This is a genomic window from Janthinobacterium sp. LM6, from assembly GCF_002002885.1.
Taxonomy (GTDB): Bacteria; Pseudomonadota; Gammaproteobacteria; order Burkholderiales; family Burkholderiaceae_D; genus Janthinobacterium; species Janthinobacterium kumbetense.
In genome coordinates, this window is sequence record NZ_CP019510.1 from 1,307,267 (window position 1) to 1,320,615 (window position 13,349).

Annotated in this window: 11 protein-coding genes; 10 read left to right on the top strand and 1 reads right to left on the bottom strand. The window is 60.7% G+C overall.

Going from position 1 to position 13,349, the window contains the following annotated elements; translation table 11 throughout:
* Positions 1–2 precede the first annotated feature (2 nt).
* The 5 genes from BZG29_RS28410 (at position 3) to BZG29_RS05875 (ending at position 4,418) form a co-directional block, all read left to right on the top strand.
* Complete coding sequence (locus BZG29_RS28410) at positions 3–398, top strand: hypothetical protein (protein WP_253192793.1); 396 nt, start codon at positions 3–5, stop codon at positions 396–398.
* Between the two features lie 272 nt (positions 399–670).
* A complete protein-coding gene (locus BZG29_RS05860; RefSeq protein WP_077399949.1) occupies positions 671–1,906 on the top strand; it encodes an RtcB family protein in 1,236 nt (411 codons plus the stop codon).
* Between the two features lie 16 nt (positions 1,907–1,922).
* Entirely contained in the window at positions 1,923–2,942 is a 1,020-nt protein-coding gene (gene rtcA / locus BZG29_RS05865; RefSeq protein WP_077399952.1) for an RNA 3'-terminal phosphate cyclase, read from the top strand.
* 131 nt (positions 2,943–3,073) lie between these two features.
* Positions 3,074–3,559, top strand: coding sequence for a cytochrome c-550 PedF (gene pedF / locus BZG29_RS05870; protein ID WP_077399955.1), 486 nt, complete (start codon positions 3,074–3,076; stop codon positions 3,557–3,559).
* Positions 3,560–3,584: 25 nt separating this feature from the next.
* Positions 3,585–4,418, top strand: coding sequence for a transporter substrate-binding domain-containing protein (locus tag BZG29_RS05875; protein WP_077399958.1), 834 nt, complete (start codon positions 3,585–3,587; stop codon positions 4,416–4,418).
* Between the two features lie 59 nt (positions 4,419–4,477).
* Here BZG29_RS05875 and BZG29_RS05880 read toward each other — a convergent pair whose 3' ends face one another.
* The gene (locus BZG29_RS05880; protein WP_077399961.1) at positions 4,478–6,616 is read right to left on the bottom strand and encodes a TonB-dependent receptor; all 2,139 of its coding nucleotides are present in this window, start codon (positions 6,614–6,616) and stop codon (positions 4,478–4,480) included.
* A gap of 204 nt (positions 6,617–6,820) precedes the next feature.
* Between BZG29_RS05880 and BZG29_RS05885 the strand changes: the two genes are divergently transcribed.
* The 5 genes from BZG29_RS05885 to BZG29_RS05905 all read left to right on the top strand — a co-directional run bounded on the left by BZG29_RS05885 (position 6,821) and on the right by BZG29_RS05905 (position 13,335).
* Positions 6,821–7,777 carry a beta-propeller fold lactonase family protein gene (locus BZG29_RS05885; RefSeq protein ID WP_077399965.1) on the top strand — a complete coding sequence of 319 codons (957 nt, stop codon included), beginning with the start codon at positions 6,821–6,823 and terminating at the stop codon, positions 7,775–7,777.
* Positions 7,778–8,122: 345 nt separating this feature from the next.
* Positions 8,123–9,643 carry an aldehyde dehydrogenase gene (adh, locus tag BZG29_RS05890; RefSeq protein ID WP_077399968.1) on the top strand — a complete coding sequence of 507 codons (1,521 nt, stop codon included), beginning with the start codon at positions 8,123–8,125 and terminating at the stop codon, positions 9,641–9,643.
* A gap of 56 nt (positions 9,644–9,699) precedes the next feature.
* On the top strand, positions 9,700–10,095 hold the full coding sequence (locus BZG29_RS05895) for a DUF779 domain-containing protein (RefSeq protein ID WP_077399971.1): 396 nt from the start codon (positions 9,700–9,702) through the stop codon (positions 10,093–10,095).
* A 55-nt stretch (positions 10,096–10,150) separates the two neighbouring features.
* A complete protein-coding gene (locus BZG29_RS05900) occupies positions 10,151–11,887 on the top strand; it encodes a PQQ-dependent methanol/ethanol family dehydrogenase (RefSeq protein ID WP_077408976.1) in 1,737 nt (578 codons plus the stop codon).
* A gap of 287 nt (positions 11,888–12,174) precedes the next feature.
* Entirely contained in the window at positions 12,175–13,335 is a 1,161-nt protein-coding gene (locus BZG29_RS05905) for a porin (protein WP_077399974.1), read from the top strand.
* The last annotated feature ends 14 nt before the right edge of the window (positions 13,336–13,349 follow it).

Below are 13,349 nucleotides of genomic sequence, written 5' to 3' on the forward strand. Positions count from 1 at the left end.
GCGTGATGAGCAACGCGGCCAGGCTGGCAGCCATCGGTGGCGGCGGTACCAATTGCAGCGCGCCGCTGCTGCGCATGAACAGCAAGAAGGAGCTGGCCGACCTGGTGATTTATGTGTCCGATAACGAATCGTGGATCGACGCCAAACGCAGCGGCGCCACGGCGACGATGGGACAGTGGAATGTCTTCAAGCAGCGCAATCCGCAAGCAAAGCTGGTGTGCATCGATATTGCGCCGCATGCCACCACGCAGGCGATGGAGCGCGAAGATATTCTGAATATCGGCGGTTTTTCCGACGACGTCTTCAAAATCATCGCCGCCTTTGCGGCCGGACGGCTGGATCCCGCCCACTGGGTGGGAGAAATCGCCGCCGTCGATATCGCAGCACCAGGTTGTTGAAACAAAGCGCATGAATGCGGACAGGACTACATAACAGACGTCTTGTCCAAGCTTGTCATGCGCCGCAGTGCCCCGAATGCCGACAGGATTACATCGATCAGCCGCTTCAAACCGGCCTGGCAGGCGCAGTGCGTCTGCCAGAAATCCTGTCCCGCCTTGTCGGGTTGTCGTACTGATGAATGCCGGTGGAACTACATCCTGGGCCGATGCGTCGGCAGCTGTTTCACCAACCCTTGTCATCACCCTCTATACAATAGAAGAAGAGAATAGCGATGAAAAACGAAGAATACGAAGTCCTGCATACCGAAGGCAGCCGTCCCGTGAAAATGTGGACGCGTGGCGTGCCTGTCGAAGAAGCGGCTAAAAAACAACTGCGCAACACGGCGACCCTGCCGTTCATTTACAAGCATATCGCCGTTATGCCCGACGTTCACCTGGGTAAAGGGTCGACCATCGGCAGCGTGATTCCCACCCTCGGCGCCGTGATTCCGGCCGCCGTGGGCGTGGATATCGGTTGCGGCATGATGGCGGCGAAAACCACGCTGACGGCGAATGATCTGCCCGATAACCTGGGACCGCTGCGCAGCGCCATCGAGCGCGCCATTCCGCACGGGATGTCGCCGAAGACGCGCGGCCACCGGGGCCGCGACGAGGGTTCCTGGCATACGCCGCCCTCGGTGGTCGACGCCGCGTGGCTGCAATTGAAAGATGAATTCGACGCCATCTGCCTGAAAACGCCGAAGCTGAAAAACACGAACAATTATCGTCACCTGGGAACCCTGGGCAGCGGTAACCACTTCGTCGAAGTGTGCCTCGATGAACAGGGTTCCGTGTGGTTCATGCTGCATTCCGGTTCGCGCGGTGTGGGCAATGCCATCGGCACCCATTTCATCGAACTGGCCAAGCAGGATATGCGCACCCACTTCATCAACCTGCCCGACCAGGATTTGGCTTACCTGGCCGAGGGAACGCAGCATTACGACGATTACGTGGAAGCGGTGGGCTGGGCCCAGCGTTTCGCCCGCAACAACCGCGAAGTGATGATGCAAAACCTGATCGCCGCCGTGCGCACCGTCATCCACAAGCCGTTCCAGACGCATGTGGAGGCCGTCAACTGCCACCATAACTATGTGCAGAAGGAACATCACTTCGGCAAGGACGTGTTGATCACGCGCAAGGGCGCTGTCTCGGCCCGCGCCGGAGAATTGGGCATCATTCCCGGCTCCATGGGCGCGAAGAGCTTTATCGTGCGCGGCAAGGGCAATGCAGACAGTTTCCATAGCTGCAGCCACGGTGCGGGACGTACGATGAGCCGCACGGAAGCGAAGCGGCGCTTCAACCTGGATGACCAGATACGCGCCACGCAAGGCGTGGAATGCCGCAAGGATGAAAACGTGATCGATGAAATTCCGATGGCCTACAAGGATATCGATGCGGTGATGCTGGCGCAGCGCGAGCTGGTCGATGTCGTGCATATCCTGAAGCAGGTCGTCTGCGTCAAAGGTTAATAAAGAGAAAGTACAGATGATAGAAATTGATGGAGCGCAAGGTGAAGGCGGCGGACAGATTTTACGTTCGGCGCTGAGCCTGTCGATGATTACGGGGCAACCGTTTCGGCTGATTAACATTCGCGCGGGGCGGGAAAAACCCGGCTTGCTGCGCCAGCATCTGCTGGCCGTGCAGGCGGCAGCCGCCATTTGCGGGGCGCGCACGACGCCGGTGGCGCTGCGCGCGTCGAGCCTGGAATTCGTGCCCGGCCCCATACGCGGCGGCGATTACCGCTTCGCCATCGGCAGCGCCGGCAGTTGCACCCTGGTGCTGCAAACCCTGTTGCCGGCCCTGCTGCATGCGGATGAGCCATCCACCGTGCGCATCAGCGGCGGCACGCACAATGCCATGGCGCCGCCCGTGCATTTCCTGCAGCGCGCGTATGGCCGCATCCTGGAACAGATGGGCGCCGAGGTGGAGATTACGCAGCAGCGCTATGGCTTTCATCCCGCAGGCGGCGGCGAGGTGCTGGCCACCGTGCAACCGTGCCAGCGCCTGCGGCCCATCGCATTGCTGCAGCGCGGCGAAAGGAAGGCCGGGTATGCGGAAAGCGTGGTGGCGGGCGTGCATGTGCAAGTGGCGCAGCGCGAGCTCGAGCGTGTCGCCGGCGGCATGGGCTGGAGCGGCAAGCAGCTGCGCCTCGTCGGCTTGCCGGCGGAGCAGGGACCGGGCAATGTCCTGCTGTTGACTTTAGAGCATGAGCATGTCACGGAAGTGTTTACGTCTTTCGGAGAAAAGCACTTGCTGGCCGAAACCGTGGCCAAGCGCCTGTTGAACGAGGTGCGCAGCTATCTCAAGACGGACGCGGCCGTCGGCGAGCACCTGGCCGACCAGCTCTTGCTGCCCATGGCGCTGGCGGGTGGCGGTACCTTCAGTTGCAACAAGGTGTCGCAGCATGCGCTGACGAATGCGGACGTGATTGCCCGATTTTTGCCCGTGCGTATCACTTTCGAGCAGCAGGCGCGCGGCAGCATCTGCACGGTGTCTGCCGCCTGACGCGCGCGGTGACACAACGACCTGTTGCAGCTGTTCCAAATTGATACATGGCCGGCCGGATGTGGGGCATATGTGCATGGCATGGCATTTGCTCTTCTTGGATATTCACTAAAAAAACCAAGGAGACCAGCATGACCTATTCCATCCGTACCCTGCTCGGCGTGGCCGCCGCCGGCGCCGTTGCCCTCACTTCCCTGCTGACCTTGCCTCATGCCTATGCGCACGGCAATGTCACGCCGCAAGGCGTCGATACCACGGGTTTGCCCAAGGTGGGCGACAAGTGGCTCGAACAAAATCCGTATCGGGGCAACAAACTGGCCTTGATGGTGGGCACCTCGGCCTACAACCAGAATTGCGCCCGCTGCCACGGCATCGAAGCCATCTCGGGCGGCATCGCGCCGGACTTGCGCCAGCTGGACCGCGATTGTTTCGGTATCAAGAATGAAACAAAGAAACAGGCGTGCTACAAGGAAACGGACAATTACTACCTCACCACCATTCGCCACGGTAAAGTGCGCAATGGCGCCGTGTACATGCCGCCGTTCGAAGGCGTGTTCAACCAGGAAGCCATGTGGGCCATCAAGACCTACCTGGAAACGCGCCGCGAATCGAATTAAGTCGAACTGATCACCAAGGAGTCCCATGCGTTCATTTCAATTCCGGGGGGCGCGTGCGATGATCTCGCTCGCTTGCCTGGCGCTGTGCGCCGCCGCGCCGGCGCGCGCCGACTGGCAAAAGGTGCAGCAGTCGGGCAGCCTGAAAGTGGCTGTGTATAACGAATTCGCGCCGTTTTCCGACAAGGGCACGGGCATCGATATCGATATTGCCGAAGCGCTGGCGAAAAAGCTGGGTTTGAAACTGAGCTTGCTGCCATTTCCCGCCGGCGAAAACCTCAACGATGATTTGCGCAATATGGTGTGGAAGGGACATTACCTCGGTTATGGTCCCGCCGATGTGATGTTGCATGTGCCGGTCGACAAGAGGTTGATGGCGGACAACGACAAGGTCGAGATCTTCGCGCCATACTATGTGGAAACCGTGCGCCTGGCGCGCAGTGCGCATGCCGTGCCGCAATTCGATGGCGTCGCCTCGCTGGCCGGCAAGCGCATCGGCGTGGAAAAGGTGTCGATCGCGGCCATGCTGATGCTGGGCGAAGACAATGGCAAGTACCGCGACGACGTGCGCATCTTCGATACGGCAGCCGAAGCCTTGCAGCAATTGCAGGCGGGCAAGCTCGATGCCGTGCTGGCCAACCGTTCGGAAATCGAATCGGTGCTGAAAAGCGATCCCGCTTTCCCCATGAGCGAAGTGGCGTTCGCCCGCCTGCCGCGTGCCGGCTGGGCCGTGGGCCTGGCCGTCAGCCGCCAGCAGCTCGACGTGGCGAAATTGCTGCAGGCAGCCATGAACGAGATGGCGGCCAGCGGCGAATTGAAAGCCATCTTTGAGAAATATGGAGTGAAGGAAGCGCGGCCGTAACAGGCCATGCTGGTAAGGTAAAAAGCCCGCGTATCTTCCGATGCGCGGGCTTTTTAGTTTTAGAAACTATATTGGGCGCTGACACCCAGCAACCAGTTGCGGCCTGGCGCCGCTTCATAGTAGCGCTTGTTGCTGTCGCCGACGATGACGGAACCCACGTAGGTCTTGTCGAAAAGATTGTTCAGGCGGGCAAACTCCTTGAAGCGCCAATTGCCTGCGTTTTGCCTGGCGTTGAAGCGCGCATTGAACACCGTGTAGCCGGGCGCCGGTTTTTCGATGTTGCTGTCTTCCGCGTAGACCTGGTTGCTGGCCACGCTTTCCAGCGCTGCGCCAAAACGGTCGAACGTATCTTTCCAGGCCAGTTCCGCGAACAGGTTAGCGCTGGGCACGCCCGGCAAGCGGCTGCCTTCGCGTACGCTGCCGAACGCCTGGTCATACACGGCGTGCAGGCTGGTCAGCGCCACTTTTGTCGTGAAGCCATATGGCAGGTTTGAATCCAGCGACACTTCCATGCCCTGGCGCAAGGTCTTGCCTGCATTGCGATAGCTGGTGCGCCCGCCGCTGGACTTGTCGACCACCAGTTCGTCGTTGGTTTTGATCTGGAACAAGGCCGCATTTATGTGCGTGTTGTTGGCGATCCTGGCCTTGACACCGGTTTCCAGGTTGGTGCTGGTGGCCGGCTTCAAGTTGAAATTGAAGCCGCCGCCCGTGCCCGAGTAAAACAGTTCGTTCAGGGTCGGCGCCTCAAAACCGCGCGCGGCGCTGGCGTAGACGTTGACGTTGGGCGTCAGTTTGTACAGCAGGCCCAGCACCGGTGTCGTGTGGCTGAACTCGAGGCTGCCGCTGTCGTCGCCATTGCTGAGGAAATGGTCGTCGACGGCCACTTTCATCTTGCTGTAGCGCACACCGGCGCTGAGCAGCCACGGGCCGCCTTGCCATTCCGTCTGGATATACGGATCGAGGCTGGAAACGACATTCTGCTCGTCGCGGCGCAGCTTGCCCTTTACGCCGAAGCTATTGCCAATGAAATTTTCATAGCCTGTGCGGTCGTCGCTGGAGCGGCCGTAATCGATGCCGATGGTGGTGCTCAGCTTGCCTCCGGCCAGCTGGTTCACGTGCAGCCAGTTGGTGTCGATGCCGTAGAACTGGCGCTGGAAGTCGACCACGCCGCCCGAATGGCTTGGCGGCGCCTGGAATCCCTTGGTAAATGCCTGGTACTGGATCACGTCGCGGTTGCCGCCATACACCATCACGTGCAGTCGGTCATCGCCGAACGATTGTTCATAAGTGGCGCCGATCTGCTGATGGTCGATGCTTTTGCGCGTGTTGTAGCGCTCGGCCAGGGTGCGTTTCGGGTTTTGCGTGTCCGTCGCATCGATTTCGCCGGCGCGCGGGTTCGCTGCAAACGTAGGCCAGGTGGCGCCCAGCGGATCTTGCGTATTGCCTTGATGCAGACTGTTGGCAACGATGGTCAGCTTGCTGTCCACATTCGGCTTGACGGTGATCTTGCCGAACGCCTGTTCGCGCGTGGCGGCGCTGTGGTCGCGGAAGCCATCCGTGCGGAAGCGGGAGCCGTCGAGCACGTAGCCGATGCCGCCTGCCTGGCCCTGCGCCGTCAAGTCTACCTTGCTGGTGCCGTAGCTGCCGCCCGTTACGTTCAGTTCGACGGATGGTGGATTTTGCCCATCCCTGGAGAACAGCTGGATCACGCCGCCCGAATGGTTGCCGTAGATGGCAGAAAACGGTCCGCGCAGCACTTCGATGCGCTCGGCCGTATCGAGATTGAAAGTGGCGGCCTGCCCTTGGCCATCGGGCATGCTGGCGGGAATGCCATCGCTGATCAGCTTGACGCCGCGCACGCCGAAGGCCGAGCGTGCTCCGAAGCCGCGTGACGAGATTTGCAAGTCCTGCGCGTAGTTCTGGCGGTTTTGCACGACCAGGCCCGGCACGGCAGCCAGCGCTTCCGACGCGTTGACGCGGATTTGACCCTCCTGGATGCGCGCGCTGTCGACCACGTCGATCGAGGCCGGCACTTCCTGGCTGGGGTGGGCGATGCGGCTGCCGCTGACGACCACCGTATCCATGAGTTGCCCGGCGGCCAAGTCAGCTGCCTCGGCGGCAAAGACGTGGGGGGCGAGGGTGGCGCTGCCGGCGACAAACAGGCTGGCGATGGTGTTCAGGCGGAAACGATGCTGCATGCGGATTCTCCAATGTGAATAAAAGCCTGCTTGATCGCGTCAGCGGCACAGGTCTGCGTAGGTGTATCAAGCAATATGCCTGCCATGTCTCCATTGGTGGGCTGAAATTATACGCGTGTCAGTGGCACGGCGTTTGCATACGGTAATTGTCAGAGGCGCCGATGCGGCGCGCTTTCCCCTCGTTTTGCCATTGAAAAGGTGATTATGCCCAACTTCTTCTCGCGCTTGCGCCAGGTGTGCTGGCTGCTGCCGGCGCTCGCCAGCACCGCTGTCCAGGCCGCTCCGTTTGCCTATGTTCCCAATGAAAAGTCGGGCACCTTGAGCGTGATCGACACGGCGACCGACCAGGTGGTGCGCCAGATCGCCGCAGGCAAGCGTCCGCGTGGCATCGCCGCCGACCCCACCGGGCGGCAATTGTTTGTCACGGATGCCGCCAGCAGCGCCTTGCTGCTGATCGACAATGCTGGCGGCGCGCCCGTGCGCACGGTGGCGCTGGGCAAGTCGCCTGAAGGCGTCAGCGCCTCGCAAGACGGTAGTCACGTTGCCGTGGCCGTCGAGGAAAACAATAGCGTGGCCTTGCTCGATGGCCAGACGGGCACCTTGCTCGCCGACATCAAGGTGCAGGGACGCAATCCGGAACACGCCGTCTTCAGCCCGGATGGGCGCTGGCTGCTGGTCAGCGCGGAAGAGGCGGAGCAAGTCGATGTCATTGATGTGGCGCAACGCCGCCAGGTGGCGTCCATCGCCGTGGGACTGCGTCCGCGCGGCATCGGTTTCAGTCCGGACTCGGGGCGCGCCTACGTGGCGTGCGAACTGGTCAATGCCGTCTACGTGATCGACTTGGCCGCGCGCAAGGCGATTGCCACCATTCCAGCGGGCAAGAATGCGAATGGCATCGCCGTCCATCCCGGCGGCAAGCAGGTGTATGTCTCGAACGGCATCGACGGCACGGTGATGGTGATCGACACGGCCAGCAATCAGGTGACGGCCACGATTCCGGTCGGCAAGCGCCCGTGGAACATGGCCATCACGCCCGACGGCGCCAAGCTGTACGTGGCCAATGGCCGCTCGAACAGCGTATCCGTCATCGACACGGCCAGCGCGCGCAAGGTGGCCGATATTGCCGTGGGTGAATTGCCATGGGGCGTGGTGATTCGTTGATTCCTTCATGGCACAGGCGCAGGTGTTCCAGTCTGGTACACCTGTTCCATTGTGCAGCGGCGCCGGGGCGGCGCAGCAGGGCTGGCCCGGATTGGAACAGGATGGCGCCACCTTGTTCAAAACGCAAACAGTGCCACGCCCCCACCCAAGTCCGGGGCATGCGCTGAAAAGCGGACCGGGATTGACGCCACGCCCTTGTAACGAGGGTAAAACCGGCTAAGTTTGTAGTGGGACGGCGAGCTGGCACGGCATTTGCGGAAGACTCCGTGTACTCACCCCATCTGTACCAGGACGTTTGATTTTAATCACGGCAGTTCCATACCAATTAACCCGATAGAGGACGACATGAATCTCGCAGACATCAGCAAACTGGGCGTAGCCAATCCCTTCAAACAACGCTATGACAATTACATCGGCGGCAAATTCGTTGCACCAGTAAAAGGTGAATACTTTCCCAACATTACGCCGATCACCGGCTTGCCGTTTTGCGAAATCGCCCGTTCCACGACGGAAGACGTCGAGCTGGCGCTGGACGCCGCCCATGCCGCCAAGGAGGCCTGGGGCAAGACTTCGCCTGCCGAGCGCGCCAACATCCTGAACCGCATCGCCGACCGCATCGAACAGAACCTGAGCCTGATCGCCACGGCGGAAACCATCGACAACGGCAAGCCCATCCGTGAAACGATGAACGCCGACATTCCGCTGGCCATCGACCATTTCCGTTACTTCGCCGGCTGCATCCGCGCGCAGGAAGGTTCCGTCGCGCAAATCGATGCGGAAACCTATGCCTACCACTACCACGAGCCGCTGGGCGTCGTGGGCCAGATCATTCCGTGGAATTTCCCTATCCTGATGGCCGTGTGGAAACTGGCGCCAGCCCTGGCGGCCGGCAATTGCGTCGTGCTCAAACCGGCCGAGCAGACGCCGGCGTCCATCATGGTGTTGATCGAGCTGATCGGCGACCTGTTGCCGCCTGGCGTGTTGAACATCATCAACGGTTTCGGCTTGGAAGCGGGCAAGCCGCTGGCGTCGAGCAAGCGCATCGCCAAGATCGCCTTTACGGGCGAAACGGGCACGGGCCGTTTGATCATGGGCTACGCGGCGCAAAACCTGATTCCCGTCACCCTGGAGCTGGGCGGCAAATCGCCGAACATCTTCTTTGAAGACGTGATGGATGCGGACGACGAGTATTTCGACAAGTGCCTGGAAGGTTTTGCGATGTTTGCGCTGAATCAAGGCGAGGTGTGCACCTGCCCATCGCGCGTGCTGATCCAGGAATCGATCTACGAGAAATTCATCGAACGGGCCCTGAAGCGCGTGGCTGCCATCAAGCAGGGCAACCCGCTCGATTCGTCCACCATGATCGGCGCGCAGGCATCGCAGGAGCAGCTGGAAAAAATCCTGTCCTATCTCGACATCGGCCGCCAGGAAGGCGCCGAAGTGCTGGCCGGCGGCGAGCGCAACACGCAGGCGGGCGACCTGGAAGGCGGCTACTACGTGCGTCCGACCGTGTTCAAGGGCAACAACAAGATGCGCATCTTCCAGGAAGAGATTTTCGGACCGGTCGTCTCCGTGACCACCTTCAAGGACGAGGCCGACGCGTTGGCGATTGCCAACGATACCTTGTACGGCCTGGGCGCCGGCCTGTGGACGCGCGATGGTTCGCGCGCCTTCCGCATGGGACGCGCCATCCAGGCGGGACGCGTGTGGACCAATTGCTACCACCTGTATCCCGCCCACGCCGCGTTCGGCGGCTACAAGCAATCGGGTATCGGCCGCGAAAACCACAAGATGATGCTCGATCACTACCAGCAAACGAAGAACTTGCTGGTGAGCTATAGCCCGAAAGCGCTGGGCTTCTTCTAAACCGGCAACAGGCGCCGCGCCAGTCAATCCAGGCGCGGCGCGCAGAAAGGGATGCCATGAGTGCAGCAATTGCCCGGGTGGTCGCCACCGATGCGGCGCTGGAAATGATGGACAAGTTGCGCCAGCGTCACGGCCCGCTGATGTTTTTCCAATCGGGCGGATGCTGCGACGGCAGTGCGCCCATGTGCTACGCGCTGGGCGAGTTCGATGTCAGCGACACCGACATCTATCTTGGCAATTTGAATGGCACACCGTTCTACATGGGACTCGAGCAATTCGAGTACTGGGAGCATACCCAGTTGATTATCGATGTGGTCGATGGCAATGGCGGCATGTTTTCACTCGACAACGGCACGGGCAAGCGCTTTTTGACGCGCTCGCGCCTGTTCACCGATGAAGAGTGCGTGCTGTTGCATGCCCAGCCGCATGAGCACGACAAAAAAAGTACCTGAGAGCTACACACACATACTAATAAAACAGAGGGAGATGATTGTGCAGAAAAAAATCATGGGGATACTCATCGGTTTGGGTTTGGCATCGCTGGCCCAGGCGGCCGACGTGGGCAATGTCACCAATGCCATGCTCGACAGCACGGCGAAGAATCCGGCCAGTGTGCTGTCGTTTGGCATGGGTACGCAAGGTCAGCGCTATTCGCCATTGACGCAGATCAATGACAAGACCGTGGCCAAGCTGGTGCCGGCCTGGTCGTTTTCGTTCGGCGGCGAAAAGCAGCGGGGCCAGGAGTCGCAGCCCTTGATTCATAACGGCAAAATGTTCGTCACGGCATCGTATTCGCGCATCTTTGCCGTCGACCTGAAAACGGGCGCCAAGCTGTGGAAGTATGAGCATCGCTTGCCGGACGGCATCATGCCGTGCTGCGACGTGGTCAACCGCGGCGCGGCCCTGTACGGCAACCTGGTGATTTTCGGCACGCTCGACGCCTACCTGGTGGCGCTGGACCAGAATACGGGCAAGATCGTCTGGAAGGAGAAAGTGGATGACTACGCGGCCGGCTACTCGATGACGGCCGCGCCGTTGATCGCCGAAGGCTTGCTGTTGACGGGCGTTTCGGGCGGGGAATTCGGCATCGTCGGTCGGGTCGAGGCGCGCAATCCGATGACGGGCGACCTCGTGTGGAGCCGTCCGACGGTGGAGGGCCATATGGGCCACCGCTACGACAAGGATGGCAAGGCCATCGATAACGGCGTATCCGGCACCGTGAACAAGACCTGGCCGGGCGACCTGTGGAAAACGGGCGGCGCCTCGACGTGGATGGGCGGTACCTACGATCCGCAGACCAAACTCGCTTACTTTGGCACCGGCAACCCGGCGCCGTGGAACAGCCATTTGCGTCCCGGCGACAATCTGTACTCGTCGTCCACCGTGGCACTCGATGTGAAAACGGGGCAGATCAAATGGGCGTATCAAAACACGCCGAATGACGCCTGGGATTTCGATGGCGCCAACGAGTTCGTCACCTTCGACATGGATGGCAAGCGTTACGGCGGCAAGGCCGACCGCAACGGATTCTTTTATGTCATCGACGCCAACACGGGCAAGCTGCAGAACGCCTTTCCGTTTGTGAAGAAAATCACCTGGGCCAGCAGCATCGACCTGAAGACGGGACGGCCGAACTACATCGCCGCCGGCCGCCCTGGCGACCCGACCAAGGGAGAGGAAGGCAAGAAGGGCACGACCGTGTTTGCCGCGCCCGCTTTCCTCGGCGCCAAAAACCAGATGCCGATGGCGTACTCGCCGCAAACCAAGCTGTTCTACGTTCCCGCGAACGAATGGGGCATGGATATCTGGAATGAGCCGATCAGCTACAAGAAGGGCGGCGCCTTCCTCGGTGCCGGTTTCACCATCAAGCCCCTGTTTGACGACTACATCGGCGCCATGCGCGCCGTCGATCCGAAGACGGGCAAGATCGTCTGGGAAATCAAGAACAACGCGCCGCTGTGGGGGGGCGTGATGAGTACGGCCGGCAACCTGGTGTTCTACGGCACGCCGGAAGGCTTCCTGAAAGCCGTCGATGCGAAGACGGGCAAGGAGCTGTGGAAATTCCAGACGGGCTCCGGCGTCGTGGCGCCGCCCGTCACCTGGCAGGATGGCGACACGCAATATGTGGCCGTCGTTTCCGGCTGGGGTGGCGCCGTGCCGCTGTGGGGCGGCGAGGTGGCGAAGAAGGTCAACTTCCTGGAACAGGGCGGTTCCGTGTGGGTCTTCAAGCTGGCATCGAAGTAACGGGGTGAAGCATCCGGGCCACTCGGATGGGTGTCTCCCTGTCCGCCGGATGTTTTCTTTTTGCTGACGGCCCAGGCCGTCAGTTTTTTGTTTACCTTTCCGCCCGCTATGCCTGCTTGCGGTCAAAAAATGAACACTGGCAGTGGCGATTGATCCGCTGCTGCACAAGTGAAATACGCTTTTTCTCTTTCTCCCTCTGAGCCGTGCTGGGCACGCTTATTGCCAAAGCTTGAGGTACATCAATCACTGGTGTGCACACTAAAAACAGAGAAGAAAGAGGAGAACAAATGAACACATTGATCAAGCTGGGGAGCCTCGGTGTCATGACAATCGCAGCGGTAGGGCAGGCGCAAGCCGTCGATATCAAGGCCGGCGACTGGACCGTGTCGGTGGGCGGCATCGTCAACGCCTATTACACGCAAGTATCGTGTTCGGGCGATGCGGTGGGCGGGCTGGCGCTGGGCGGCCAGGCGCTCGGTTGCGGCGGAGAGAAGGACCGCACGACGATCGGCAACGGCTTGCTGCCGAATGGCTTGATCACCTCGGCAAGCTCGCGCCTGGGCGAGTACGACGTGAAAGCCTTGATCGGCATCTACAACTCGACGGCCACGGACAGCGCCATCAGCCAGAACAGCGTGGTCGACGTGCGCCAGGCCTTCTTCACGTTTGGCAATGCGGAAATGGGCACGTTCAAGCTGGGCCGCGACTACGGCATCTTCGGCGCGAATGCGATCCTGTCCGACATGACCTTGCTGGGCTCGGGCGCGCCCGTGCAGGCGACGCAGCGGGGCCGGGTGACCCTGGGCCATATCGGCGCCGGCTATACCTATCTGGGCAACTATGGCCAGATCATGTACAGCACGCCGAAGTCGGGCGGCTTTGGTGCCGATGTGGCGCTGGTCAGCCCCGTGTCCGATACGCCCATCGTGGCAGGCTCGACCTATTCTTCGAAGTCGAGTCCGCAAGTGCAGGCGCAGCTGACGTATGCGCAGGAAGGCTTGAAAGCCTGGCTGGGCGTGAAGTCGCAAAAATTCACGTCGAAAACGCCGGGTATCGATGACCTGACCATGCGCGGCGTGGAAGTGGGCGGCTCCTACCAGATGGGACCGGCTGGCGTATTGGTCAACTTCCAGGGCGGCAAGGGACTCGGTATCTTGTCCGATGCGGACCAGGGCGATACCAAATCGAAGAACTGGCTGTTGCAAGGCACGTACAAGACGACAGACAAGCTGAAACTGGGCTTGTCCTATGGCATCAGCAAGAACGACGACAACACGGCCGGCACGGGCGGCTTGAAGTCGAACGCCAACCTGACCCTCGGTGCGTATTACTCGCTCAACAGCGCGATCACCCTGGTGGGTGAACTGGGCCAGACGCGCTCGAAAGCCTTTGCGGGTGGCGAAGCGAAGATGAATGGCGTGTCCCTGGGCGGCATTATTTTCTTCTAATAAATGAACGCGGC

What these genes read in the sequence shown, in the direction of transcription:
- BZG29_RS05860 (WP_077399949.1), top strand. Translation starts at nt 671, where the DNA reads ATGAAAAACGAAGAATACGAAGTCCTGCATACCGAAGGCAGCCGTCCC.
- rtcA (WP_077399952.1), top strand. Translation starts at nt 1,923, where the DNA reads ATGATAGAAATTGATGGAGCGCAAGGTGAAGGCGGCGGACAGATTTTA.
- pedF (WP_077399955.1), top strand. Translation starts at nt 3,074, where the DNA reads ATGACCTATTCCATCCGTACCCTGCTCGGCGTGGCCGCCGCCGGCGCC.
- BZG29_RS05875 (WP_077399958.1), top strand. Translation starts at nt 3,585, where the DNA reads ATGCGTTCATTTCAATTCCGGGGGGCGCGTGCGATGATCTCGCTCGCT.
- BZG29_RS05880 (WP_077399961.1), bottom strand. Translation starts at nt 6,616, where the DNA reads ATGCAGCATCGTTTCCGCCTGAACACCATCGCCAGCCTGTTTGTCGCC.
- BZG29_RS05885 (WP_077399965.1), top strand. Translation starts at nt 6,821, where the DNA reads ATGCCCAACTTCTTCTCGCGCTTGCGCCAGGTGTGCTGGCTGCTGCCG.
- adh (WP_077399968.1), top strand. Translation starts at nt 8,123, where the DNA reads ATGAATCTCGCAGACATCAGCAAACTGGGCGTAGCCAATCCCTTCAAA.
- BZG29_RS05895 (WP_077399971.1), top strand. Translation starts at nt 9,700, where the DNA reads ATGAGTGCAGCAATTGCCCGGGTGGTCGCCACCGATGCGGCGCTGGAA.
- BZG29_RS05900 (WP_077408976.1), top strand. Translation starts at nt 10,151, where the DNA reads ATGGGGATACTCATCGGTTTGGGTTTGGCATCGCTGGCCCAGGCGGCC.
- BZG29_RS05905 (WP_077399974.1), top strand. Translation starts at nt 12,175, where the DNA reads ATGAACACATTGATCAAGCTGGGGAGCCTCGGTGTCATGACAATCGCA.